19 protein-coding genes are annotated in these 25,944 nt (G+C 36.0%); 4 read left to right on the forward strand and 15 right to left on the reverse strand.

Translation table 11 applies throughout. The features are described from left to right. Positions 1–34: 34 nt before the first annotated feature. From dinB to VB796_RS07605, 4 genes are all read right to left on the reverse strand, one after another. On the reverse strand, positions 35–1,099 hold the full coding sequence (gene dinB / locus VB796_RS07590) for a DNA polymerase IV (RefSeq protein ID WP_323345921.1): 1,065 nt from the start codon (positions 1,097–1,099) through the stop codon (positions 35–37). Positions 1,100–1,244: 145 nt separating this feature from the next. After that, on the reverse strand, positions 1,245–3,080 hold the full coding sequence (locus VB796_RS07595) for an ABC transporter ATP-binding protein (protein WP_323345922.1): 1,836 nt from the start codon (positions 3,078–3,080) through the stop codon (positions 1,245–1,247). Positions 3,081–3,352: 272 nt separating this feature from the next. Continuing rightward, entirely contained in the window at positions 3,353–5,491 is a 2,139-nt protein-coding gene (locus VB796_RS07600) for a DUF349 domain-containing protein (protein WP_323345923.1), read from the reverse strand. 269 nt (positions 5,492–5,760) lie between these two features. After that, on the reverse strand, positions 5,761–7,176 hold the full coding sequence (locus tag VB796_RS07605; RefSeq protein WP_323345924.1) for a methyltransferase RsmF C-terminal domain-like protein: 1,416 nt from the start codon (positions 7,174–7,176) through the stop codon (positions 5,761–5,763). Between the two features lie 211 nt (positions 7,177–7,387). Here VB796_RS07605 and VB796_RS07610 point away from each other — a divergent pair, with 211 nt between their 5' ends. Continuing rightward, positions 7,388–7,855, forward strand: a complete 468-nt coding sequence (locus tag VB796_RS07610) for an FKBP-type peptidyl-prolyl cis-trans isomerase (protein ID WP_323345925.1) — start codon at positions 7,388–7,390, stop codon at positions 7,853–7,855. Between the two features lie 96 nt (positions 7,856–7,951). Here the strand turns inward: VB796_RS07610 and trxA are convergent, their stop codons facing one another. From trxA to VB796_RS07660, 10 genes are all read right to left on the reverse strand, one after another. Further along, entirely contained in the window at positions 7,952–8,275 is a 324-nt protein-coding gene (gene trxA / locus VB796_RS07615; protein WP_323345926.1) for a thioredoxin, read from the reverse strand. A gap of 95 nt (positions 8,276–8,370) precedes the next feature. Further along, the gene (gene rlmF, locus VB796_RS07620; protein WP_323345927.1) at positions 8,371–9,321 is read right to left on the reverse strand and encodes a 23S rRNA (adenine(1618)-N(6))-methyltransferase RlmF; all 951 of its coding nucleotides are present in this window, start codon (positions 9,319–9,321) and stop codon (positions 8,371–8,373) included. Between the two features lie 228 nt (positions 9,322–9,549). Then, on the reverse strand, positions 9,550–10,311 hold the full coding sequence (locus VB796_RS07625; RefSeq protein ID WP_323345928.1) for an SDR family NAD(P)-dependent oxidoreductase: 762 nt from the start codon (positions 10,309–10,311) through the stop codon (positions 9,550–9,552). Between the two features lie 124 nt (positions 10,312–10,435). Then, positions 10,436–10,810, reverse strand: a complete 375-nt coding sequence (locus tag VB796_RS07630) for a DUF3574 domain-containing protein (RefSeq protein ID WP_323345929.1) — start codon at positions 10,808–10,810, stop codon at positions 10,436–10,438. Positions 10,811–10,813: 3 nt separating this feature from the next. Next, entirely contained in the window at positions 10,814–12,733 is a 1,920-nt protein-coding gene (locus VB796_RS07635) for a helix-turn-helix domain-containing protein (protein ID WP_323345930.1), read from the reverse strand. Then, a complete protein-coding gene (locus VB796_RS07640) occupies positions 12,726–13,907 on the reverse strand; it encodes a hypothetical protein (protein WP_323345931.1) in 1,182 nt (393 codons plus the stop codon). Before VB796_RS07640 ends, VB796_RS07635 begins: the two co-directional genes overlap by 8 nt. A 222-nt stretch (positions 13,908–14,129) precedes the next feature. Further along, positions 14,130–16,991 (reverse strand): DNA polymerase I, encoded by a 2,862-nt coding sequence (gene polA, locus VB796_RS07645; protein WP_323345932.1) that lies wholly within the window; start codon positions 16,989–16,991, stop codon positions 14,130–14,132. Positions 16,992–17,153: 162 nt separating this feature from the next. Then, on the reverse strand, positions 17,154–17,693 hold the full coding sequence (locus VB796_RS07650) for a DinB family protein (protein WP_323345933.1): 540 nt from the start codon (positions 17,691–17,693) through the stop codon (positions 17,154–17,156). Between the two features lie 77 nt (positions 17,694–17,770). After that, positions 17,771–18,340, reverse strand: coding sequence for a Crp/Fnr family transcriptional regulator (locus VB796_RS07655; protein WP_323345934.1), 570 nt, complete (start codon positions 18,338–18,340; stop codon positions 17,771–17,773). Between the two features lie 63 nt (positions 18,341–18,403). After that, the gene (locus VB796_RS07660) at positions 18,404–20,446 is read right to left on the reverse strand and encodes a glycosyl hydrolase family 95 catalytic domain-containing protein (protein ID WP_323345935.1); all 2,043 of its coding nucleotides are present in this window, start codon (positions 20,444–20,446) and stop codon (positions 18,404–18,406) included. 586 nt (positions 20,447–21,032) lie between these two features. On the opposite strand from VB796_RS07660, the gene VB796_RS07665 reads away from it, so the two are divergent. Continuing rightward, positions 21,033–22,193 carry a hypothetical protein gene (locus VB796_RS07665; protein ID WP_323345936.1) on the forward strand — a complete coding sequence of 387 codons (1,161 nt, stop codon included), beginning with the start codon at positions 21,033–21,035 and terminating at the stop codon, positions 22,191–22,193. Positions 22,194–22,486: 293 nt separating this feature from the next. Beyond that, complete coding sequence (locus VB796_RS07670; RefSeq protein WP_323346059.1) at positions 22,487–23,725, forward strand: NAD(P)/FAD-dependent oxidoreductase; 1,239 nt, start codon at positions 22,487–22,489, stop codon at positions 23,723–23,725. Positions 23,726–23,828: 103 nt separating this feature from the next. On the opposite strand, the gene VB796_RS07675 is transcribed toward VB796_RS07670, so the two are convergent. Beyond that, a complete protein-coding gene (locus VB796_RS07675; RefSeq protein ID WP_323345937.1) occupies positions 23,829–24,938 on the reverse strand; it encodes a redoxin domain-containing protein in 1,110 nt (369 codons plus the stop codon). Between the two features lie 110 nt (positions 24,939–25,048). On the opposite strand from VB796_RS07675, the gene VB796_RS07680 reads away from it, so the two are divergent. Further along, positions 25,049–25,930 (forward strand): nitrilase family protein, encoded by an 882-nt coding sequence (locus VB796_RS07680; RefSeq protein ID WP_323345938.1) that lies wholly within the window; start codon positions 25,049–25,051, stop codon positions 25,928–25,930. Positions 25,931–25,944: the final 14 nt, after the last annotated feature.

Consider the following 25,944-nt stretch of genomic DNA (forward strand, 5'->3'; position numbering starts at 1 on the left):
TTTTTTGGGAAATAACTAAAAAATCTGTTCAACCTCAAAAATTGAGCGTTAGTTGTTTCCCAATCATTTCATCTGCAAATTCTAAATTAGAAAGTGAAATACCCAATAATCTGACACCCTTCGGTACGGGTAAAATTTGCTCTAATAAATCATACGCAATTTTCTCGAAAAATGATTTATCCATAATGGCTGACAAAGTAGTTTTACTTCGTGTAATTTGTTGAAAATCAAGGTATTTTACTTTCAAATTGATTGTTCTACCATAGACGTTAGTACGATGGCAATAACGCCAAACGTCTTCTATTAACGGAGCTAAACCTGCTTCTAATTCTATTTTTGTTTCTAAATCATGATTGAAAGTGTTTTCAGAGCCAACTGATTTACGAATACGGTCAGGGTTTACAGGACGATTATCAATGGCACGAGCAATGTCAAAATAATAGCCACCCGCTTTTCCAAAATGTTTGCGGAGGAAGGCTTCGTCTTTTTGTCGTAAATCTAAACCCGTAAAAATCTCCATTTTATTCATTTTCTCAGCCGTCACTTTACCAATTCCGTGAAAGCGATAAACGTCTAAATCTTCCACAAATTTCTCTCCCTGATTGGGTTTTATTACAAATAATCCGTCGGGTTTATTGTAGTCGGAAGCTAATTTTGCCAAGAATTTATTGTAAGAAACTCCCGCAGAAGCCGTTAGTTGAGTGCGTTCTTTTATCTTGATTTTTATTTCTTGGGCAATTTGTGTTGCTGATTGAATTCCCTTTAAATTTTCAGTAACATCAAGATAGGCTTCGTCCAAAGAAAGAGGTTCTACGAGTGGAGTATATTCTAAAAATACCTCTCTGATTTGATTAGAAACGGCTTTGTAGGCTTCAAATCGTGGTTTTACGAAAATCAAATTCGGACATTTACGAGCTGCAATAATAGATGACATTGCCGACCGAACGCCAAATTTGCGTGCTTCATAACTGGCGGCAGCTACAACTCCACGCTCACGAGAACCACCCACCGCCACAGGTTTTCCACGCAAATCGGGATTATCCCTTTGCTCAACGGAAGCATAAAATGCGTCCATGTCTATGTGGATGATTTTTCTCATGGTTACTTAAATCATGGAACACAGATTGGACAGATTAGACACAGATTTTAATGAATTAATGAAGTTTATTTAAGATTTGACTTTTAAAATAAATATCTAATCCGTGTCCAATCCGTTTAATCTGTGTTCTATTTTATTTAGAAACTCATCGATAACCTTCCGCTTGCAAATTAAATAATTCTGCGTAACGTCCGTTTTGGGCTAATAATTCTTCGTGCGTTCCGATTTCTAATATTTGCCCTTTGTCTAATACCAAAATTCTATCCGCCATTCGTACCGTTGAAAAACGATGGGAAATCAAGATTGCCGTTTTCCCTTTGGTCAAATCTGCAAAACGCTTGAAAACTTCATATTCCGCTCGGGCATCAAGTGCTGCCGTTGGTTCGTCTAAAATCAATACATCGGCTTCACGCAAATACGCACGAGCAAGAGCCACTTTTTGCCATTCACCTCCCGAAAGTTCAACACCTTTGGCAAATCGCCGTCCGAGTGGTTGTTGATAATTGAGTGGTAATTTTTCAATTACTGTATCAGCTAAACTTTGGTGAGCGGCTCTTTGTAATTCGGGCAAAATTTCCCTTCTTGAAATATCTCCAACGGCAATATTATCCCCCGCCGTGAACTGAAAACGCTGAAAATCTTGGAAAATAACCCCAATTCTTTCTCTGAGTTCTGATAAATTATATTCTTTTAAATCGTAACCATCTAAATAAATTGTGCCTTCGTCGGGGTCGTATAATCTCCCTAAAAGTTTTACGAGTGTGGTTTTTCCTGCTCCATTTTCACCCACTAAAGCTAATTTTTCTCCAACTTTCAAGGTGAAATTCAAGTGACGATTTGCCCATTTATCGGAGTTTGGATATTTAAAACCAACATTTTCAAAGCGAAATCCTTCTTGAATTTCTTTTGGAAAAGGTCTTGCAATGATAGGAGACGTGATTTTGGGTTCAATTTTATAAAATTCAAATAAATCGTTCAAATATAAAGCTCCTTGCGAAATACTGTTGAAACGCCCCAAAATTCCTTCTAACAAAGCACGTAATTGTCGGAAAGAACCCGCCAAAAATGTTAAACTACCAATGGTTACTGCACCATTAATAGTTTGAAAAATGATGATTCCATAAGCTGCAAAATACCCTAATGTGCCAATGGCTAAAAGCAAACTTCCCCATGAGGCTCGTTCGATGGAAAGTTTACGATTTTCTTTGAAATATTGGATTGATAAAGTCTGGAATCGGTCAATTAAAAAATCTGAAAGTCCGAATAATTTTACTTCTTTGGCGGTATCGTCACTTGCCCCGATAAAACGGTAATAATCTAACTCTCTACGTTGGGGAGTCCAGCCATATTGCAAAGAATAGCTTTTGGCATTGAAGTGTAATTCGCCTAAAAAAGAAGGAATAACGGCGACTAACAAAAGCAAAATTAACCAAGGATTGAAGGCAATTAAGCCAATCAGTAATAATCCCATCGTGATGGCATCTTGCCCTTGTGCGAGCGTCTGAGAAAGCAAAACCGTACGACCAGCGGTTTGTTGTCTGGCACGTTCAAGTTTATCATAAAAGGTAGCATCTTCAAATTGTGCCAAATCCAACGATGCTGCGTGCTTCATCAATTGGACTGATGTTCTATTGGCGAATAAATCTCCTAAAAGGCTGTCAGTCAGACTAATACCTCTTGTTAGTAAATCACCAACAATTGCCAAAACGAGTTCTATACCAATCAATAAATACAAATGATGAAAGTCTTTTGGTGTACTGCTGACCTGTAAAATCACCTCATCAATAATCAGTTTCGCCACATATAACGACGACACGGGCATTAAAGAACGCAATAAACGTAAAATGGTATTGCCAATTGTCAAGCTTGGAGAAGTCTGATAAACTTCCTTCAAGAAAGCTGGTAAATTGGCTAAGGCTTTCAGCCGTTCACGAATATTTGGTTTATTTTCTGAGAGATTATTGGGGGAGTTTCGAGCCATTGAATGGTTGTTAATTAAGTCGGTAGTTAAATTTAGGTTACTTTTCAGGAAAACCAATTTGTGTAGGGGCGAATAGCATTCGTCCATTTTCAGAACGATGGACGAATGCTATTCGTCCCTACACAAATTTTCAAATCCAATTGAATAACGGAGACAATTAAAATTGGGTTCATACAACAAAATAGGCGAACATTTCTGTTCGCCTATTTTGTTGTAATGAGTATAAATATTGAGATTTAGCATAAAAACTAAGACCTAAATCCTAATACTTCTTATTTCGCTTGCTCTTTCAATTTTGCCAATTCTTTTTCAGCCGCTTGAATTTTGGCTTCAACATCTTGGCGTAATTTATCAGCATTTTTAGATTTCGCAAAGAACTCTAAATTGTTTCTATAAGTAGCAATGTCGTTTTCAATGTTTTGAATTTTACGACGAGCATCATTATTTCCACCGCCAGCATTGTTATTTGAGCTATAATCTCTATTTCCGCCTCTATCGTTGCGGTCATAATTGCGGTCGCCTCTTTCTGTACGCTCACCACGTTGTGGACGTGGACTGTCAGTCATGGTCAATTGTTCTTTTTCCTTACTTGAAAGTTTGCCCATTGCACTTACGTACTTATTGATAGCATTGATGTAACGCTTACCAATGGCTTGCATATCTTTCTTTGGAACAAAACCGATGGCTGTCCATTCAGACTTAAATTCAGCTAATCTTGCCGTGTTTGCACCTTCTACCGATTCAGCTTCGATTAAGTCGCAAAGAGCCGTTTTCTTTTCTAAATTAGCTTCAAAATCTTTTTCAACTGTTTGATTTTTAGCACGTTTAGCATTGAAGAACGCATCACAAGCAGTTTTGAATTTTTCGTAAATTGAATCTTTATCTTTTTCTGGAACATGACCAATTTCACGGAATTCTTTTTGTAAACGAATTACGGTATTGGTTGCTTCTTGCGACTCGTCTCCGCTCGCTAAAAGTGTTTCAACTTCAGTAATAATGGCTGTTTTAGCTACTAAGTTTTCTTCACGTTTTGATTCTAAAACTTTAAAGAACTCAGTTTTATTACGGAAGAAAGTTTTGATATCAGCCCAGAATTTATCGCTCAATTCTTTGCCTTTTTCTTTCGGCATGAAACCTTTTACATTGTTCCATTGGTCTTGAAGAGCCAAAAGAGCTTTTGTACGGTCGTTCCATTCTGAAATTGAGCTTGAATTGAAACTTGCAAACGGTTCAATCAATTCAGCAATTGAAGTTTTCAAAGCAAAAACTTGTTCTGCCTCTGCTTTTGATGCTTCCGATTGTTCACGGCGTTTGCCATAAATTACGTCTAAAGCATCTTTGACACGTTGCCAAATTAATTCGTTTTCTTCTTTTGGAGCTGGTCCAATGTGTTTGTATTCTTCAAAAGCCGCAACAGCTTCGTCCAACATTTTACCTGTAACGGTTTCTGTTTTAGAGGCTTCCGAAATTTTTTCAATCTTGGTACAAAGTTCAATCTTTTGTTGAAGATTGCGTTTGCGGTCAAGTTCTAATAATTCGAAATAGATACTGCGGTTACTATAAAATCTATCAACTAAGGCGTGGAAAGTTTGCCATAAAGTGTTGTTGTGCGGAGAATTGATGTTCCCTGCGGCTTTCCATTCGTCTTGAATTTTCTTGAATTCGTTAAAGCCCGATTTGATGTGGGCAGGGTCGCTACTATCTTCACCTTCTACCAAAGTACGTAGGCGATTGATAAGCTCGGTTTTTTGATTGAAGTTTTTGTCTTTTTCTTTCTCAATACTTTGGAAATACTTAGAACGTTCATCTTTCAAGGCTTTGAAAAGAGAATCAAACTGTTCTACATCAGCATCAAATTTAAAATCAAAACCTTCTTCTGAATTTTCATTTTCAGCTTTGAATTTGGCAAGAGCTTCTGCTTTTTCAGTTGCTTTGATTTGCTCAAAAAGTGGACGAACTTCTTTCAAAGTATCTTCCGAACGTCTGAAAGAACCCACTGAAGGCGTTTCTTTTACTTCTGCCAATAATTTTTCTAATGTTTGAACGAAATCTTTTTTGCCAAAATTAGAATAATCAACGGCTGGAGTTTCTGCAACTTCTGCTTCTGGGGTTGCTACTTCAATTGGTGTAGTTTCAATTACTGGAGCTACGGCTTCAACTGTTTCCACAACTGGCTCAGCTTCAACTTCTGCAACTGGCTCTGATACTGTTTCCGTAGCAGTTTCTGTAACTGTTTCAGCAATTACTTCTTGTGCAGGTTCAGAGGCTTCTAATACCTCACTTACTGGTGTTTCTACTTGCTCAGTAGCTTCACTTGTTTCGATAGCTTGTGCTTCGACTTCTTCTTTAATTTCTTTTGCTTCTTCGTTAATCATGCGTTCTTTTGACGGTTTATCGGTATTCTTGACCAAGACCGTTAATTTGAGATAAACATTATTATCAGGCTTTTTTAGTGGATAATATTTAATTATTCTCTACTTTAAATAACCTGCTGACATACAGTTAATTATTGTGGTCTCTTTATTTCGCTACAAAAATATGTAAAATACTTTCTTAATCAGTAATTTAACCGAAAGAGTTATTCCTTTACAAAGTTAAAAGATTGTTAATAAGGTTGTATGTATTTTGTAAAATATTGGTAATGAATTTATTAAGGCTTTTTTTAAGAATTAAATGATACTTAAATCTTTAACTCTTTTGGGTAATAATTATTGATTCTATTCTGTAAAATTTTTGCCCAACCCAAACCAAGATTCTCAAATGTCATTAAAGACCAGCCTTTTTGAGCTTGTTCAAGTGTGAAATCATCTTTTCTTAAATATGAAATAGCTTCTTCCCGAGTTAGTTCTCTACGATTGATATTTTCAGAAAGATACAAACTCAGTGCCAATTCATGGTCAGGAATTAAATCTTTTCCTGCAATTTTCCCCATTTTAACTCCTGCTTTTCGGATAGAAAGGCTTGATTGTAATAACCTTATGGTATGTTCGTGTTCGGGATTGATTAAAAAATAATCTTCATTTTTATCAAACCACGTAAAATTATCAATATCGTCAACCCATGTTCTGAAAATTTCTCTTTCAGTTCTTCGACTATTATTTTTAATGGGTTTTCCTGAACGAACGAAGGTTTCTTTCTCTGGATTTTGCTTTTTTAGAGCAGCAATAAAAAAGCCTTCTCCTTTGATTTGGTCAGGATAGAAACGGAAAGAACTTTGTGTTAAAGATGCTTCTGCGTTTAATCCTGCTTGCAAAATGGGATTATCAATATTTATCGTCAGGTTTGATGCTCCCAATTCTTCACAAATCCAGTCTATAATATCTTCATTTTCGGCTTTTGAATAAGAAGCCATTGAATATATTAATGTTCCTCCATCTTTTAAACTTGCCCAAATATCGCCAATAATCCTTTTTTGACGTAAAGCACAAGTTGTAACATTTTCTAATGACCATTCTTTAAGTATTTCGGATGATTTCCGAAAAAGACCTGAGTCCGAAGAAGGTGCATCAATGACCAAAACATCAAAAAAGCCCGTTAACCTTGCAAAATCTTTGGGGTCATTATTCGTAACAACGGTGTTCATCGTTCCCCAGCGAGTCAAATTATCCGATAAAATATTCGCTCTCGACCTAATAACTTCATTACTTATCAATAAAGATTCTGGCGTTAAGAGGCTGTTAATCAGTGTGCTACTTCCACCTGGAGCAGCACAAAGGTCTAATACTTTAATGTCTTTCGATAAATCAACGGTTTGTTTTAGCACCGTTTCCAAAAACATAGCACTTGCCTCTTGCACAAAATATGCTCCTGCGTGTAAGAGTGGGTCGAAAGTGAATTTTGAACGAGTTGCTAAATAACGTCCTTTTTCGCACCAAGGTATTTGAGAAACTACTTCTCCAGTTGGTTCATTTGCTCCTAAATCTCTTTCTTGTTGAGAAGGAGAAGCATCTCCGTTTTTCCATTTTTCAATTGGTTTAAAAGGACTTAAACGAATAGAAGTAGGCAACACTGTTTGTTGATGAACCTTCATGAAGGCTTCTTCTTGAAAGTCCTTCATGTTTTGAAGAGAATCTATTAATGCTTGTGGAATTTTCATTATCCAAAATTACAGAAAAACCTTTTTGTAATGGTAAAAATTAAAAGAACCTTTTACGAGAGAATTACTTGCGTGGTATTTTGTATAGGAATAATGACGATTTAGGATTATCATTAGTTTGATTTTCAATGATTTGAGGAATTTTAAACAGCTTCAGTGCTTTATTTTATTCCATCACTTATCTTTGAGGTAAAAATTTAAAATCAGTTTTATGTATAAAATCAGTTTATTCTTTGTGTTTATTTTTTCAGTGTTTTTGGTGGCTTGTAATAGCGATAATGAGGCATTAGGACCAGAAGAAGACCAAATTAAAAATTATATCAAAGCCAAGAAATTGGTTGTGACGGATTCTTCAACGACGGGCTTGTATTTTATTCTAACAAAAGCGAATCCTTCTGGTGCTGTTTTACAAAATAGCCAAACTGTTACAGTTAACTATGTTGGGAAATTTATCGCAGGGAAAAAGATGGATAGCGAGTTTGATTCGGGCAATTTTAGTTTTATGCTTGGGCAACAGCAAGTAGTAGAAGGTTTTGATAAAGGAATTGCTAAAATGCGAGTAGGGGAGAAGGCAACGATTATTTTTCCTTCTTCAATGGGCTATGGTTCGTCTGGAGCTGGGTCAATTTCTGCCAATACGCCTTTATTATTTGAAATTGAGGTTGTTTCGGCGAAGTAGTTTGTCTGAACTAAGATTTGTTGGATTATGAGATTTTATGATTTCTGAAAGAATCTTAAAATCTTTTTATCGTGTAAGTCTTAGTTCAGATTTTCGTTATTCTTGATACGTTTTTACGGTCAATTCTTTAATAATATTTTCCAATTGTTGTTTTTGAACAACACCTGAAGCACGCCATAAAATTTGTCCTTTCTGAAATAAAATCAAGGTTGGAACGCTTTGAATTTTATAAGTTGCTGCTGTATTGGTTGCTTTATCCACGTCAATTTTAATGACTCTTACACGGTCGCCCATTTGTTTAGAAAATGCTTCTAAAATTGGCGACATCGTTTTGCATGGCCCACACCAAGTAGCGAAAAAATCTACTAAAACGGGCGTATCTCCATCAATTATATCTTGAAATGTTTCTTTCTTGTTCATCTGAAAATTATTTTGTGAATGGTGATTTAGTGATTATAGAATAAGGACTCGTTACTTTTATAGAACAAAAGAATCTGAATCAAAGGTTTCTTTTGTTATTTCTTTTTTTCTCTCCAATTTTTCTGTTGTTCTTCATTCCAAAAAGTCCATGCTACAAAGCGACTCACTTTTTGCCCTTGAGCCATTTCAATCGTTTGAAAATCAAATACTTTTGCTTGTTTTAGAGCAAGGTAAATACTTGGTAAATTTTCTTTTTTAGAAACCAGACTGGTAAACCAAAAACATTGATTCCCCATTGAAAAACTTTCTTTTATCATTTTTTTGATGAAAGCTATTTCGCCACCTTCGTACCAGAGTTCGGTGTTTTGTCCGCCAAAATTTAGGGTTGGTTTGGGTTTATTGTCGAGTTTTAGGTTTTTTAATTTTCGTTGCGTTCCTGCGGTTGCTTCTTCGAGTGATGCGTGAAATGGAGGATTACAAATTGTTACGTCAAAAACTTCATCGGGTTGAATGATTCCTCTGAAAATATTGGTTGAATATTTTTGCAAACGACATTCGATATTTTGGCTCAAAGATGGATTTTCTGACGTAATCTTTTGGGCAGATTTTATAGCAATTTCATCAATATCTGACCCCACAAATTGCCAGCCGTAAGTTTTTGTACCGATGATTGGATAAACACAATTTGCCCCTACGCCAATATCAAGCACTTTTACGGAGCATCCTTCAGGAATAAGGTCTTTGTTGTAAGCCGCCAAAAGGTCGGCAATGTAATGAATGTAATCGGCACGTCCCGGAATAGGCGGACAAAGATAATTGGCAGGAATTTCCCAATAATCAATCTCATAAAAATGCTTCAAAATGGCTTTATTGAGCATTTTTACGGCTTCGGGATTGGAAAAATCTATCGTTTCAGAATTATACTGATTAACAAAAACGTAGTTGGCAAGTGCTGGACAACTTTGGATAAGTTGCGGAAAATCGTATCGAAAACGGTGTGGGTTTCGTGGATGAAGATTGTTCTTTTCTGTTGGAGTATTTTTCAAGGGAAATGCTATTTTTCCTGCAATTTAATGAATTTTATGCTTCATGTTAGATTTGGCGAAGTGTAAAATAGACCACTGATTAAACGGATGATACAGATTTTCGCTGATTTTTAATTTTCACAAGAACGATTTAGAAAAGCAAAAACGTCGGTAGAGTTGAATGAAACCTTACCGACGTTTTATAATGACAACTGAATTGCAGTGAAATTAATCACTAAATCACAAATATTATCGCCCCATCCAGCCACCATCAACTGTGATGATTGAGCCATTGATATAGTCTGAAGCAGGAGACGATAAGAATACATAAGCACCCGTTAAGTCAGAAGTTTCTCCCCAACGACCCGCTGGAATTCTTGATAAAATGGCAGAACTTCTATCAGCGTCTGCTCTTAAAGCCGTTGTGTTGTTGGTGGCAATATACCCAGGAGCAACGCCATTTACTGTAATATTAAATGGAGCCCATTCGTTAGCGAAAGCCTTTAATAATGAAGAAACTGCACCTTTACTTGCAGCGTATCCTGGAACGTTGATACCACCTTGGAAACTCAATAATGAGCAAGTGAAAACAATTTTACCATAATTTTGCTCAACCATACGCTTACCAATTTCACGAGTAATGATAAATTGAGCGTTAAGGTTAATATCAATAATTAAATCCCAATATTCGTCTGGGTGTTCGGCCGCAGGCTTACGCATGATATGTCCTGCATTGTTAATTAAAATATCAATTCTTGGATGTTCAGCTTTTACTTTATCCAAGAAAGCATAAAGAGAATCTCTATTAGAAAAATCGGCAACGTAAGGGTAGAATTTTTTACCAGCCGCTTCTACTGCTTTCGCAACATCGCTTCCTGTTTCTGGTAAATCAACCGCTACGCCAATAATATCCGCACCAGACTGAGCCAGTTCAATGGCAATTGCCATTCCAATTCCACTACTACAACCTGTTACTAATGCAACCTTGTTTTCAACTTTGAAGTTTAACATCGTCTTTTATTTTTGATTAAATTAATTGTCTGTCCTTTCAATTATACTTTGACAATTAAAGTCTCAAACGATGTTTTTCTACTTTTTGACCCTTCATTTATTTGAATTTGAAGCGGAAATACTGTTAAAATCCAACTTTTACTTTACTATCTACCCGTAAAACGGACTCTTGTTGGAAGTATTTTTTGTATTTATCTCTTACCATTTCTATCTTCTCCGACTGCTTCTTATCCATTTTAGATACCAAAACTAACACTTTTGAGGACTCTGAAACTAACCTTCCATCATTGCCCAACCATTGTCCTTTAGCATCAATAATGGTTGAACCTTCTGTGAAGTTTTTGGTAATGACGGTATCCGAAAATGCTTGAAAATCTGACGAAGAAACCGAACCACCATTTGCTTTGGCTAAACCAAAAAACAATTCCGTCCGAGTCATAGTTTGGCTTGGGAAATGACTGCATGAAGTTAGGAGAACTCCCAAAAATAAATATTTCATATTTTACGATAAATTTTGTTCAAACCATTTTACCCTCTCTTTCAACTCCTCAATTGTTTCTCGATATTCTTCTCCCGCTTTGAGGTATTCGTTTGGATATTCATCTTTTAAATATTCCATAGTTAGGTAGTAGATGGGTTTTAGGCGGTCTTTGAGTTCTGGGTAGTCTTGAAAGAGTTTATTAGCGGTATGATATTGTTTTAACCTTATTAATGAGAAAAAATAAGTTGTTAACAATTCTGTCCAATATTCATTAGAGTTTTCCCTATCGTATAAAATTGCAAACGATTTTAATGATATTTCTACTTTATCTGATAGTAACCATCCGATTGTAGTTGTTATGAAACTTAGTTCGTAGAAAAAAGTAGAAGAATGAACGGTTTTTGCTTTATTACTTGCCTCTTCTAATAAAATTCTAATTACACGTAAATTAAATAAACTCAGTTCTTTGAGTGTATCATTTAAAATATTCTCTACACTTCTAAATGCTTGATTTATTAATAAAGTAGATGCTTCTTTTTTCAAATAATCAAGTGATTTTTTATCATAATTTCTTAATTCGAGAAAAGAGATTGCTTTCATTATTAAATCTATTTTTTGTTTATTCACTTCATCATTATCCACCATCGAATAAGCCAAAGCTCTATCAAAAACTGTATTAAGTTCATAAGTTCCTCTTTCTAAGTTATTATCAAAACGCTCAAAGAGTTGTTTCAAATCATTGGTATTGCACCAGCCTTCCAAAAACTTCACAAACCAAATTACTCGCTGTTTGTCTTGGCGGGTAGAGTAACGCATCAGGTACCAAATGTTAAAAAAACGTTCCTGCAAACGATATAAATTAGTGCGTCCTGTGGTGCGTGGCTCAATTTCAATGATACCATTCTCTACTAATTGCTTTAACTGAGCGGATATTTGGTTGGTTTTTAGTCCTTGTCTTTCGGCACGGCTTAGTTCGGCAATTTCGCTTACGGTTACGGCATCCCAAGCACGAGCAACGGCATCCACAATTTGTTGTTGTTGGGGTTTCAAATCGTCCATGCGATGCTTGTAGAGGGGCGTAACACGGTCTAAAATTGCCTCCAAATCTTTAAAACTATCTTGTTTTTCGTTGTCGATAAACACATCAAAAAGCATTACCATCGTGCGTATCACGCCACCCGAGAGCTTACGCATTACATCTATACGTGGGCGTTCGGTTTGTAATATTTCTTTGAATAAATCTGCTTTTCCTTCGTTTTCGGCTAATTTTTCAAAGAGCAAAATCGTTTCATCGGAAGTCATTCCTTTGAGCCTAATTTGATAGAAAAAATCGAAAAAGGGTTCTTTGTAATTGAAAGTGTGTTCTAATAAAGTAGCAGATGCACCCACTAAACGAATATGCGTTGAGTTCATCAGAATATTTCGTAAGCGATGAGTGGCTACCTTACCAATTTTTTCTAAGAACTGCCCGAAATTATCGTGAAAGACAATTATTTTTTGTTCATTTTTCTTTAAGTATTCTACTAAAATCTCAAATGCTTTTTGGTCATAGTCATTCTCAAATTCATACTTTCGCATTTCTTCCAAAAGGCTTTCATACGATGATGGATGGTCTTCGGCAATAATTTGGGCAATATGTTCAAAAAACGAAGCCAAATCAGACATAGCGTACTGTTCTTCGTTGAAAACCACGGGTAAAAGCCATTGTTGTAGATTTTCGTCATCTTGAACTGCATATTTTATCCGTAATAAAAGGGTAGTTTTTCCCATGCCTCTCTGCCCCAATATCATGTAGTGTTGAGGAGGCTTTTGCATAGCATCTTCTTGAATATCAGTGAAAATCTGATTAAAAATTGCCGTTCTTACAACAAACTCTGCTTTGAGTTGTCGGGCATCCTTTTGAGTGGGATTGAAGAGATATTTTAGTTTAGTTTCAGACATTTTTTGACCACCATTTTTTAAGAATTGGAGAATAAAATCGCCACTTTTTATCGGAATACTCTACGATATACCCATCGTATTCTAATGTGAGAAGAATATTCTTGAATGAATTTTCCAGATGATGTTTAACTGCTAAATCGTATAATTCTGCTTCATTGACAGTTTGCTGTTCAGTTAATTTTTTCAAAATACCATGTACTAATGTTAGTTCATCACGATTGAAAACCTTACTTAGACGTCCTCGGTAATGGTCTAAATAAATATCTCCATTTAGAATAAGCTCATTGAAGGCTTTATCAATAAATTCTGAATTTACCTTTTGGGGGGCAATACGAAATAAATCACGAATTTCTTTGATAGATAACTGAATATGGAATGGAATCAACCACTCGATTTTGTCTTTCAGTAGATATTTCAAGACGTTTTCTTCAATCTCAATTTTATAAGTTTGTAGTAAATTTTGAGATAGCTCAAGCCCTTCTGTCAGCGTAAGAGGTTTTAGTTTGTAAGGTAGAATATCGTTAACATCTACTGTGGCATTTAACTTTTTTACAACTGAAAGTAAACCAATAGAGCCTGTGTATATGAATTTTATTTTCTGATTATACTTATCATTTTGACGAATTGAGCGATTTTGTTTTAAGAAGTTTCGAGCCGCTTGTTCCCCTTGTTCGTCTTTGATGTGTTCGATAGTTACGGGGAATTCATCAACCATCAAAAGGATTTTCCTGTTGTCTAAATCGACTTTTTCTAAAAAATCTTTGAATTTTTCATAGTAGTCAATGCTTTCATTATCTTTTCCACTAAAATCAATTGAGAAAAATCCGCCAATATCAACATTATCAATTTTATCGAAAAAACCTTTGATTGTTTTTCCAGCTTTTTCAATACTTTTCTGATAACGACTTTTATTTTCAATATCAAAAATGGCTTTTAATAATACTTTGAAGAATGTTTGGCTGTCCGTAACATCTTCAGTATCAACATAGACACAATAGTAATCTTCGGTTGGATTATCTTTGATGTAGTGAATAATAGAAGTTTTACCTACTCTTCTTGGTGCAGAAAGTAGCAAATGATTCCCTTCATTAAGTGCTTCGTAGATTTCGGCTACAACATCATTGCGTAAGAAGAAATCTTCTCCAGTAGCTGTTTTACCAATGCTTAATTTCATTTTTATTCAATTTTTGTAAGGTGATACTTGGTAAAGCCTCTTATTTATAACTTAACCAAGTAAAAGAATTTAGACTTATTTGTAATGATATTTTTACGCAAAGGTGTGTTGCATTTTTTTTATTGCAAAATATAATAGCAATTATTTTATTGCAAAAAAAGACACTTACTCTATTTGAATATAGAATAAGTGTCTTGATAGAGTAATTTATTAATATTTTTATCAATGTGCCTCCAACCAATTCAATCCAACACCCATACCCGTTTCCATTTTTACAGGGAAAGGTATTGCATTGACCATCAGTTCGTTGACTTTGGTTTTCATGAGTTCTAATTCAGATTTATGTACGTCAAACACTAATTCGTCATGTACGGTTAGGATGATGCGAGATTGTAGTTTTTCTTGCTTGATGAAATCGTTTACTTTTATCATCGCAATTTTTATCATGTCTGCTGCCGAACCTTGAATTGGAGCATTCACGGCGTTTCGTTCGGCAAAACCACGTTCTACCATATTTTGAGAATTGATGTCTCGGAGATATCTTCTGCGTCCCAAAATGGTTTCTACGTAGCCGTTGTCACGTGCAATGATTACGGCATCATTCATGTATTTTTTGATGGCTGGAAATTCCTTCCAATAATTATCAATCAATTCTTTGGCTTCGGTTCTACTTACGCCCACTTGCTCTGCTAAACCAAATGCTGAAACGCCATAAATAATCCCGAAATTGACCGTTTTAGCTTTTCTACGCATTTCAGAAGTCACTTCGTCTAAACTCACATTGAATACTTTTGCGGCAGTTGTAGCGTGAATATCTCGCCCTTGATTGAAGGCTTCAATCATGGATTCGTCTTTGGCAAAAGCCGCCATAATGCGTAATTCAATTTGCGAATAATCGGCAGAAAGGATTAAGAAATCATCATTTTTAGGAATAAATGCTTTCCGAATTTCACGTCCACGAGCGGTACGAATTGGGATATTTTGTAAGTTCGGATTGGTACTTGACAAACGTCCCGTTGCGGTAACTGCCTGATTGAAGGAAGTATGAATACGTCCTGTTTTTGGCGAAATCAATTGTGGTAAAGCATCTACGTAAGTTGATTTTAACTTCTGTAATTCTCTGAAATCTAAAATCTTACGAGCAATTTCATGATTTTGTAATTCTAACTTTAATAAAATATCTTCACCCGTCATGTATTGACCAGTTTTGGTCTTTTTGGCTTTGGAGTCGAGTTTGAGTTTATCGAATAAAATTTCACCTAATTGCTTCGGTGAACTCAAGTTAAATTCTTGTCCTGCCAATTCAAAAACACGAGTTTGTACTCCTAACATATCTTTCTCCAAAACCTTTGACATCGTTGCCAAAAATTCAACGTCCAATTTTACGCCTTCCATTTCAATATCGCAAAGCACTTGCGTTAAAGGCATTTCTACGTCTTCAAATAATTTCACCGCACTTGGATTTTGAGCTAAAATTGGATGCAATTTATCTCTCAATTGTAGCGTAATATCCGCATCTTCAGCAGCGTATTCTTTCACCTTCTCAATATCGGCATCACGCATATTTCCTTGTTTTACGCCTTTTTTACCGATAATTTCCTCAATAGACACTGGCGTGTAATTCAAGAACTCTTCTGCCAAAATATCCATTCCGTGACGTTTCTCTGGCTCAATAATGTAGTGAGCCAACATCGTATCGTAAGTTTTTCCTTTGATTTCTACGCCGTATTGTGTCAAAACCATCAAGTCATATTTAATATTTTGAGCAATTTTTTCAATCTTTTCGTTTAAGAAAATCGGCTTAAATTCATCTACAATTGCCTGAGCTTCTGCACGATTGGCAGGTACGGGAATGTAATAACCTTCGCCCGCACGATACGCAAATGACATTCCGACCAATTCCGCTTCAACGGCATCGACGCTGGTAGTTTCGGTATCAAAACAAATGGCATCTTGCAAACTCAAAAAGTGAATCAACGACTGACGTAATTCTGGCGTGTCGATGAGGTGATATTGGTGAACGGTGGTGTGGATGTTGGCTTTTTGAAGCTCGATATTCGATGTTTGATTATCATCATTTGAACTAAATATATCCAATTGTTTCTCAGGGGCTAAACTGCCAAACATATCCATTTGTCCCGTTGTAGCTTTCGGCTTTCGGTTTTCAGCTTTCTGACTACTGCTTACTGTTGACTGTTCACTGTTTGTTTCGTCTCCTAACAGTCTTCTGCGTAAAGTTCTAAACTCCAATTCATCTAAAAGCGGTGAAAGTAATTCTTTATTTACTTCCGACAATCGCAAACTTTCTTCGTGAAAATCAACGGGAACAGAGAGCATAATGGTCGCTAATTCTTTTGATAAAAGCCCTTGTTCTGCGAAATTTCTAACATTTTCTTGTTGTTTGCCTTTGAGTTTATCCACATTGGCAATCAGATTTTCTACCGAACCATATTCTTCAATGAGCTTTTGAGCAGTTTTTTCTCCAATGCCAGGAATTCCAGGGATATTATCAGAAGCATCACCCATTAATCCCAAAATGTCAATCACTTTCATCACATCATCAATGCCCCAACGCTCGCATATTTCTGCAATTCCCAACACTTCTACGCCTTTACCCATGTAGGCAGGTTTGTACATAAAAATACGTTCCTCGACCAACTGACCGTAATCTTTATCGGGAGTCATCATGAAAATTTCCATATCTTCATGTTCACGGGCAGCAAGTTTGGCAATTGTTCCAATTACGTCATCGGCTTCGTATCCCGGCATAATCAACATCGGAATATTCATGGCTTCACAAAGGCGTTTTATATACGGAATTGCAATCGTAATATCTTCTGGTTGTGCCTGACGCTGAGCTTTGTATGCTTCAAATTGTACATGGCGAAAAGTGGGAGTTGGCGTATCAAAAGCCACGCCAATATGGGTAGGTTTTTCTTTGGAAATAACTTCTAAAAGCGTATTGGCAAAACCAAATACGGCACTGGTATTCATGCCCGTAGAGGAAATTCGAGGAGTTTTTTGAAAGGCAAAATGGGCTCTATAAATCAACGCCATTGCGTCGAGAAGAAATAGTTTTTTCATTGGATAGCTTTTGAGCTATGAGTTATGAGCTATGAGTTATAAGCTATGATTTTTCAACTATCACGGCTTATAACTCATAGCTCATCACGCATAGCTAAATAAATGATTTTCAAAAATACGGAAAAGGGAGGGGATTTTTTAGCAATGGTTAAAAGAGAATTGCTATAAATTTAGATTGGCTTGTTGAATATGTCTTTCATTATGGACGATTAAAAACTGTAAAGCATCGCCAAGATTCAATTTAAGAAATTTTGCAATAGAAATTGGAATTTTAATTTGCTGAATGTCTTTAGATTGGGCAAGTCTGATAATTTGTAAAAGCTGTTCTTGTTGGTTGAGAAATTCGGCGATAACCGCCTGAGCTTCTAAATTAGCGACAGGAATATGATTTTTAAGAGCTTTAAACTTTTTCTTCCCTGTTTCTGGGTTCATAGATTCAATGGATTTTCGTCCCAACCATGAACTTTTTATATAATTGGCTTCAGGTTTATCGGGGCTTTTAGCAATTTCTTTTTCAAATAAAGGCAGGTAGTAATTGCCATAAGTGTTGAGATGTTCCAAACATTGAGCAATGCTCCAACCACCAGTATTTGAAGGTTTTAGTAGATTTTCATTACTCGCATTTTGAAATTTGAAGAGGACTTGTTGCAAATGATTTTCAACTTGATTTTCTAACTGATTGAGAAGCGATATTTTATCCATGATTTTGCGATTGATTAGCTTTTGATTTCACAAAATTGGGCGATTAGAATTTAAGAAATATTGGTTTTTACCAAGATTTATATTTTGATACTGTTTACCAATTTACTGAAATTGCTGGCATCAATACCGATATAATTGGCTAAATATTTATGAGGAACAATCTGTAAAATGTGCGGACTACGTTGTAATAATTTCTTGAATTTTTCTTCTGAAGAAAAGCATTGTAATTCCACTAAACGCTCCATAATGCCAGAAAGAGCATTTGTTAAACCTTTACGAAGTAGTAATTCAATATTAGGATTATTTTGAGCGAGTGTTTCAATTTGTGCAAACGAAGCTCTCAAAAAAGTAGAAGGCGTAAGAGATTCGTAATAAAATCTTGATGGCGTTTGGTTCATCATCGAATCCAAAACACCACCAAAATTTCCTGCATAAGAGAATAATAGAGTTGCTTCTCGGTTTTGTTCATCTAAATAATAAACTCTTTGTAAGCCATCCAAAACAAAATACAAATGCTTTTCTATTGAACCTGCTTCGGTTAAAACTTCCTTTCGTTTGGCAGAAAAGGGTTTTAGCAGAGCAGAAAATGCCTCAAACTCCTCATGGGTTATTGGATGGATTTGGTTTATGGTTTTGTGGAGGAGCATTTTTCTGTATTTAACTCTCCCAAGGGTTTCAAACTCTTGGGAGAGTTGCTATTAGGTTAATCTCTACTTCCCACCCAAAACCGTAACCGTCTTTTTATCAACGCCTACGCCTGTGATGGTTAATGATTTCCAAGTTTTAGGGAGTTTAATATCTTTTAGCTGAATGATTCCTTCTTCTTCGATGTCTAAACCGCCAAAACCGTTTAAGATGGTTTGCAAAAATCCACCTGCACCCGTCGCAAAATATGGATTTGTTCCGCCTGCCGTTTCTGCTAAAACACCAAATGGGGGAACTTCGTTGGGTTTATAACTCTTCGTGAAAAGTTCGGCTGCTTTGTCGGTATTGTTTAATCTTGCGTGAAGAATACATAAAATGGCTTGTGACATCGCTGGCCCATCCGCAGACATTCTCGCTTCGTAATAATCTAAATCTTTTTTAATTAACTCTTTTTCAGTTACTTGGTGCATTGGATATGACAATAAGTTTACGTCAGCTTGTTTGATGGTTTCACCGTTGTAAGTGGCGTGTTCTTTGGTTACGCCGTCGGCATTTCTCAAAATTACTAAGCCTGTCATCACTTCTTCCCACTTCGGATTGGCAGGTATTTTCAACTCATCGGCTGCTTCCGTTGCGAAGTCTAAAACTTCTTTTACCATGCCGTTTGTATAGGCGTTATCGTCCACATTTTCAGCCCATTCGTCGGCACAAACTACGTTGATAATGTGATATTTTCCGTCTGTTCCTTTTTCGGCACGACTTATCCAAAAATCAGCAACTTCTTTTAACATTGGATAACCACGAGTTTTTAACCATTCTTTGTCGTGTGTTACTTGATAATATTTCCAAAATGCCCAACCAATATCTGCTGTAATATGATGTTGAAAAGGTCCCGTTAATGCCCAAACTGGCGTAGCTTCTTGTCCTTTATCGTCAGACTCCCAAGGAAACATAACGCCTTGATAACCATGTGATTTGGCATTGGCACGTGCGGCTTCCATTCTTTCAAAACGGTATTCTAAAATGGATTTTGCCATTTCTGGGTGTAAAACCAATATTGCAGGATACATCCAAATTTCAGTATCCCAAAATACGTGTCCGTTGTAACCTAAACCCGAAAGTCCCATTGGTGAAAGGCTATACGCTTGTCCTTCACGGCAGAATGAATACAAATGATACAGGGCAAGATGAGCTGCTCTTTGGGCATCTTCATCACCTTCAATTTTAATATCTGATGTCCATAATTTCTCCCAACCTTCTTTGTGGCGTTTCAATAAACGGTCGTGTTTTTCTAAAGCGGCATAAATTGTCAAGCGTTCTGCTTCGTTGAGTGGGTCGGGGGTTTGTTCCGTAGAAATTGTTGAACCAACTACACTAAACGAGTACGTTTCATTGGCAATCATTTTTTTCGAGAACTTCAAACGGTGCATTCCATAATCCCATTCTTCATGAATTAATTGTGGTTCTTTGCCACGTTCTTCGGCAAAAACAAAAGTATTCGATGCCGCCAAAGTGTGCTTGCCCGTTGGAGATTTCGCTACGGAAGTCATCAATGGAATTAAAGCGTGCGGACGGTCGATGAGGGCATAAGAGTTTTTGACATCACGCAACATATCAGGAGCAGACATTACGCTGTGAGGTGTAATTTCACAGTCTTTTTTAGCTTTAACTTCCACATCAATCATCATGGTATAAGGCAAATGACGCAACGCCATCACCGAATATTTTACCGCAACTTTATCAGAATAGTCGAAAGTTGTCGTCAAAATGGCATTTTTCATGTCCAAGACTTGTTTGTAATTGCTGATGTCAGCACGTCCCAAGCGACGACCATCAACTTCTAAATCCATATTGGCAAAGTCGAAAGTTTTTAAGATATTTGACACTCGTCCACGTCCGTAAGTGTCAAAAGCACCGTTCAAAACTACGTCTTTTACTTTCAATGGTTCGGGCGAAGACACAATGCCAATCATGCCATTGGCAACAGTTACTCCGTAATAATTATTTGGATTAATTTTGTCGGCAGTAACTAACCAAGGGTCTTGGGCAAATAATATTGAGCTTTGGGCTACAATTGAGGTTAATAGCAATAATAATTTTTTCTTCATTGTTTTTGTCGTTAATAAAAATGGGTGAAAGGATTGTCTGCCACTGAGATTTTTAAGATTAGGTGATTCTATGATTTTTTTTAATGTTTTTACAAAGAAGCTGTTTAAACTTTCGCAATTATGTCAAGTCTTAATTAAATTGAATCTCATCGTCTGGTGGAGTTACCCCGTCTGACTATCGTCCGACTGCGTAGAACTTTACAATGTAGTCAGACGGGGTCACTAAGACGATTTATAATTCCTATTTCTAAGAAATCTCAAAAGTTTAAACAGCTTTAAATCTTACAATCATTAAATCTAAAGAAACGTAGTTCAGACAAATTACGAGTTACTGTACGCACTCAGATTTTTAAGATTAGGTGATTCTATGATTTCAAAATCATGTTACTACAAATCTTACAATCATTAAATCCAAAGAAACACAGTTCAAACAAAATATCCATTAACCGAAATTATAAAAAATCTTTAACAAATCATTAACACAATACCTTTAGGGGATTTAGTTATGGGAAATGTCTTGGTTTTACAAAGTCAAATTAGATATTTGCAGTAGTATTAAAACAAACATAACTAAACCATCAAACACATGAAAAACCACATGAATCATCTCACAAAATCACTACAATTTATTTGTATTATTGTCCTTTTTAGTGCGTGTAGTAGCGGCTTAAAACAACTCCAAAAAGGAAACTTCGATGAAGCGATTTTTACTTCAGTAGAACGACTACAAAAAAGCTCAGATAATACAAAAGCTCTTTCTGTTTTGCATGAGGCTTATCCTTTGGCAGTTGAAAATCACAAACGAGCTATTAGAAGTTTTGAGAATTCTCAAGAGCCATTTCGTTGGGAAAAAGCTTTAGCAGAGTATCAACAATTGAATAAAATCCATGATATGATTTCTCGTTCGCCAGTAAGTATGCGTGAAGTTGGAATGCCTCAAAATTATGTCAGAGAAACAGAATCTGCTCGACAATTGGCGGCTGATGAACGTTATCAAGCGGGAATGATGGCAATGAATAGCAAAGAAAATCGGATGGCTGCCAAAGATGCTATTAATCATTTTCAAAGAGTAAATGACTTGATTCCTAATTATAAAGACGTTAATCAAAAATTAGACGGAGCGTTTCAATACGCTACTTATCGAGTAATTATTGAGCCTGTCCATGATGTTTTTCGTTTAAGAAGTAATGAATATCAGACATTGCAAGAGGCTTTTAATCGTGAGATTTTTCGTTCAAAATCACCCAGTCAATTTGTGAAATATTACACTACAATTGATGTTCAGAAAGAGATATTTCCAATACATGAAATTGTAAAATTATCTTTATTGAATATGAGTTTGCCGATTAAAAACGTAAATTCTTCAGTTGAAAATTTTACAAAATCTATCAAAACAGGAACAAAACGAAACAAGGATTCAACCGTTGTAGATGTTTATGAAGACGTAAAAGCCAGAATTACCACTTATACCAAAACTATCGTGATGAATGGCACAGTTGAAATGAAGGTTTTTGATTATAAAACCAACGCTTTAATTACACAAGAAGTAAGAAATGAAGCCTATACTTGGACTGATTCTTGGCAAAAATTTGAAGGAAATACAGAGGCTTTGAATGGCAAAAAAGTGCCAAAAACTACGGGATATTCCAATGTAGAGCCAAGTGAGTTTACTTTCTTTACCAATATTAGTAATCAATTTGCCAATTATTATCAAGGTCGTTTGAGAAAAGCGTACAAGGATATGTAAAACGTATTTAATTCAATAAATTGCCTAAGTGTCTGTAAATGAGCAGATATTTAGGCATTTTGTTTTTTATAGACATGATGAAAATTCTTAAATTGCGTTATAAACTCGTCAAACTATGCAAATAAAAGTTGATACGGTAGAAGAATTAATCGGTGAACTTGCCACAAAAATTACCGTTGATGAATGGATTAAAACGTATGAAGAAAAGTTTGGAATCGCATAAATCATGATAAAGAAAATCTCTAAAATTAAAACTCTTTTCAAAGAGAAAAGTTAAACTTATAGAACAATCAATTATTGAAAATATGGTAATTATTATTGGTGCAGGGATTGCAGGTTTAACTTGTGCAAAGTATTTAAAAGATAGAGGAATTCAATCTTTAATTTTAGAGGCTTCCGATAACATTGGCGGTCGTGTTCGCACGGATGTACACGACGGTTTTTTATTAGATAGAGGCTTCCAAATTTTATTGACGGCTTATCCAGAAGCGAAACAATTGCTTGATTATGAATCTCTTGGTTTGAAAGCGTTTAAGTCAGGGGCGATGATTAGAGACATTCAGAAACAAGATTTTTCAGTAATGGCGAATCCTTTTAAAGAACCTTCAACGATACTTTCTTCTTTGACTTCCAATGTAGGTTCATTGGCAGATAAATTACGAGTTTTACGTTTGGTGATGGACACAGGTAACATTCAAGAGGAGGTTTTTGAGCATCAAGGCAAATCAACCCTTGATTATTTGCATGATTACGGTTTTTCGGATAACATGATTCAGCAGTTTTTTAAACCATTTTTCGGGGGTGTTTTCTTGGAAAATGAGCTTTCGACTTCTTCCAATTTCTTCAAATATATTTTTGGCAAATTTTACGAAGGCGATGCCGTAATTCCTGCAAATGGTATTCAACAAATAGCCGAACAAATAGCTAAAAAATTGTATGTTGGCACGGTCAAATTAAATACAAAAGTGGCTAAAATTGAAGGAAATAGAATTTATTTAGAAAATGGGGATAAATTGTACGGTGAAAAAATTGTTTTGGCAACAGACGGTTTTCAAGCGGATAAATTATTAGGAAAAACGACAGAACGTAAATTCAACGCAACTACCTGTACTTATTTCTCGGCTGAACGTTCTCCTTTGAAAGAAAAAATGTTAGTATTGAACCCGAACCGTGCATCATTTGTACATAATATGTGTGTGCCAAGTGACATTGCTCCTGCGTATGCACCCGAAGGAAAGTCGCTAATTTCGGTTTCTACACAAGGGTTTGATTTATTTGATGAAAACGAATTAGCCAAAAATATTAAGCGTGAATTAACCACTTGGTTTGGCAAAGAAGTAGATTCTTGGAATCATTTAAAAACGTACCACATTCCACAAGCTTTATCAACTTTCGACAGCTCAGCAATGGGAGATAATCATCTGAAATTATCGGACATTTTATATCAATGTGGAGATGCTACGGCATATCCGTCATTAAACGCTGCTATGGCAACGGGGAGAAAAGTGGCGGAGATGTTGTCGGAAGTGTAGTGGCGAATAGCATTCGCCAATTGAAATATAATGTAGTGACAAATAGCATTCACTAATCAAAATATTATGTAGTGGCGAATGCTATTCGCCACTACATAACCTCTTAAAAATACCGACCCACCGACGGATTTTCTACAATCATTGTCTTCATTTTCAGAAGATTAATTGTTCCTTGTTTCTGATAAATAATTTTACCGTTTGGCTCAATTAAAAGGGTGTAAGGTAAAGCTCCTTGCCATTTCGGGTCAATTAATTCAATCAATTTATAAGCATCATCCGAGTTGAAAATATAGTTTTTACTCGAAGCCTGCAATCTTTTCAAGGTTGCCAAAGCCTTCTCTTTTTTGTCAGGTTTATCAGCACTAATAGTTACTAATTCAAAATCACGGTGACGATACATTCTATTAATATTCAAAAAATCAGGGATTTCCGCCACGCAAGGGCCGCACCAAGTTGCCCAAACATTTACTAAACGTAATTTCCCAGAATCATTTTTCAATAGCTTTTTGATACCCTCGTCGTCAATGCTTTCTAAAGTAACAGGTTCTTTTGCCCAATCCTCTTTTTCATTATTTGTCAAAACTCCTTTTTCCTTCCATTTTATTGAGCAACCAAAGGTTTTTGTTTTTTCTACGGGTACTTTTTTGCCTGCTAATAAAGCCTCAATGGCATTTCGGGCATCTAAGCTTTTAGGTTTGCCCGTTGGTTTTTCAACGTCGTCAATTCGTCCAGAATAACGAAGAATACGTTTTTCATCGAAAATGAAAATATGAGGTGTTGCCACAGGGCCATATTTTTTTGACGTAATTTCTGTATCTCCATCAAATAAATATGGAAAATTAAAACTTGCATTTTTAGCTCTAATTTTCATGTCTTCGTAGGTATCCCCCAAATCTGTATAACCCATTTCGTCTAATCTAACAGAGGTTGGGTCATTGGGAGAAATCGCTACAACTTGCAAACCATTTGCTTTGTACTCAGCTGCAATTTTCTTAATTCTTTCTTCATAAGCTTGTGCGGTTGGGCAATGATTGCAGGTGAAAACAATGGCTAAAACTTTGGCTTTTGCAAAGGACTGTAATGAATACATTTTGCCATCTACGCCTTTTAAGCTGAAATTAGGAGCAGATGCCCCAATTTCGAGACTTGGATGTTCATCTGGTCTGAACGAAAACAGGATTGTGACAATCAGTAAACCGAAGAGTTTTTTCATAATTTGAATAATTTAAGTATTGAGATTGGATATTAGTAATTTTGTTCAATTTTAAATCAATGAACACTATTGAAATTTAGTAAATTTACGGAACACTAATATCCTGTATTATGCAAAACCTATCGGTTACTCTTATTCAGACGGATTTATTTTGGGAAAATCCAACGGCAAATTTGGCAAATTTGGAAGAAAAAATTGCTCAAATTTCTTCTCCGACAGATTTGATAATTCTCCCAGAAATGTTCAATACGGGTTTTACAATGAATGTGAAATCGGTAGCTGAACCGATGAATTTCACAACTTTCAAATGGATGAAGCAACAAGCGAAAAAGGCAAATGCCGTTGTGACGGGAAGTTATATCGTAAAAGAAGGCGAAATTTGCTATAATCGGCTAATTTGGATGCGTCCCGATGGCAGTTATGAGACTTACGACAAACGCCATTTATTCAGAATGGGAGGTGAGAATAATAACTTTTCGGGTGGTGAAAAACGCCTCATTGTGGAATTGAAAGGCTGGAAAATATGTCCGCTGATTTGCTACGATTTAAGATTCCCTGTTTGGTCAAGACAAGGAATGTTAGAGGATAGAGAACAGAGTTTAGAATTTAGAGGGGAGAGTTTAGATGATAGAAATAGTGACGTTAATTCTGCTCCCTCCTCTAAACTCTATCCTCTATCCTCTAATTCCTACGATTTACTAATCTACGTCGCCAATTGGCCTGCGGTTCGTTCCAAAGTTTGGGATACACTTTTACAGGCACGAGCTATTGAAAATTTGAGTTATTGCATCGGTGTCAATCGGGTAGGAGAGGATGGAATGGGTTTACATTATAATGGAAATTCTGCCATTATTGATTATAAAGGAAATCAAACTTTCTATCAGACTGATTCGGAAGTAATGTGTACACAAACGCTCAGTAAGCAAGATTTGGATGATTTTAGAACGAAATTTCCAGCATTTTTAGATGCAGATAATTTTGAAATTCAGTAACATAGGTTTTAACC

This window comes from Arcicella sp. LKC2W (assembly GCF_034931005.1).
Taxonomy (GTDB): Bacteria; Bacteroidota; Bacteroidia; order Cytophagales; family Spirosomataceae; genus Arcicella.

What these genes read in the sequence shown, in the direction of transcription:
- dinB (WP_323345921.1), bottom strand. Translation starts at nt 1,099, where the DNA reads ATGAGAAAAATCATCCACATAGACATGGACGCATTTTATGCTTCCGTT.
- VB796_RS07595 (WP_323345922.1), bottom strand. Translation starts at nt 3,080, where the DNA reads ATGGCTCGAAACTCCCCCAATAATCTCTCAGAAAATAAACCAAATATT.
- VB796_RS07605 (WP_323345924.1), bottom strand. Translation starts at nt 7,176, where the DNA reads ATGAAAATTCCACAAGCATTAATAGATTCTCTTCAAAACATGAAGGAC.
- VB796_RS07610 (WP_323345925.1), top strand. Translation starts at nt 7,388, where the DNA reads ATGTATAAAATCAGTTTATTCTTTGTGTTTATTTTTTCAGTGTTTTTG.
- trxA (WP_323345926.1), bottom strand. Translation starts at nt 8,275, where the DNA reads ATGAACAAGAAAGAAACATTTCAAGATATAATTGATGGAGATACGCCC.
- VB796_RS07625 (WP_323345928.1), bottom strand. Translation starts at nt 10,311, where the DNA reads ATGTTAAACTTCAAAGTTGAAAACAAGGTTGCATTAGTAACAGGTTGT.
- VB796_RS07630 (WP_323345929.1), bottom strand. Translation starts at nt 10,810, where the DNA reads ATGAAATATTTATTTTTGGGAGTTCTCCTAACTTCATGCAGTCATTTC.
- VB796_RS07635 (WP_323345930.1), bottom strand. Translation starts at nt 12,733, where the DNA reads ATGTCTGAAACTAAACTAAAATATCTCTTCAATCCCACTCAAAAGGAT.
- VB796_RS07640 (WP_323345931.1), bottom strand. Translation starts at nt 13,907, where the DNA reads ATGAAATTAAGCATTGGTAAAACAGCTACTGGAGAAGATTTCTTCTTA.
- polA (WP_323345932.1), bottom strand. Translation starts at nt 16,991, where the DNA reads ATGAAAAAACTATTTCTTCTCGACGCAATGGCGTTGATTTATAGAGCC.
- VB796_RS07650 (WP_323345933.1), bottom strand. Translation starts at nt 17,693, where the DNA reads ATGGATAAAATATCGCTTCTCAATCAGTTAGAAAATCAAGTTGAAAAT.
- VB796_RS07655 (WP_323345934.1), bottom strand. Translation starts at nt 18,340, where the DNA reads ATGCTCCTCCACAAAACCATAAACCAAATCCATCCAATAACCCATGAG.
- VB796_RS07660 (WP_323345935.1), bottom strand. Translation starts at nt 20,446, where the DNA reads ATGAAGAAAAAATTATTATTGCTATTAACCTCAATTGTAGCCCAAAGC.
- VB796_RS07665 (WP_323345936.1), top strand. Translation starts at nt 21,033, where the DNA reads ATGAAAAACCACATGAATCATCTCACAAAATCACTACAATTTATTTGT.
- VB796_RS07675 (WP_323345937.1), bottom strand. Translation starts at nt 24,938, where the DNA reads ATGAAAAAACTCTTCGGTTTACTGATTGTCACAATCCTGTTTTCGTTC.
- VB796_RS07680 (WP_323345938.1), top strand. Translation starts at nt 25,049, where the DNA reads ATGCAAAACCTATCGGTTACTCTTATTCAGACGGATTTATTTTGGGAA.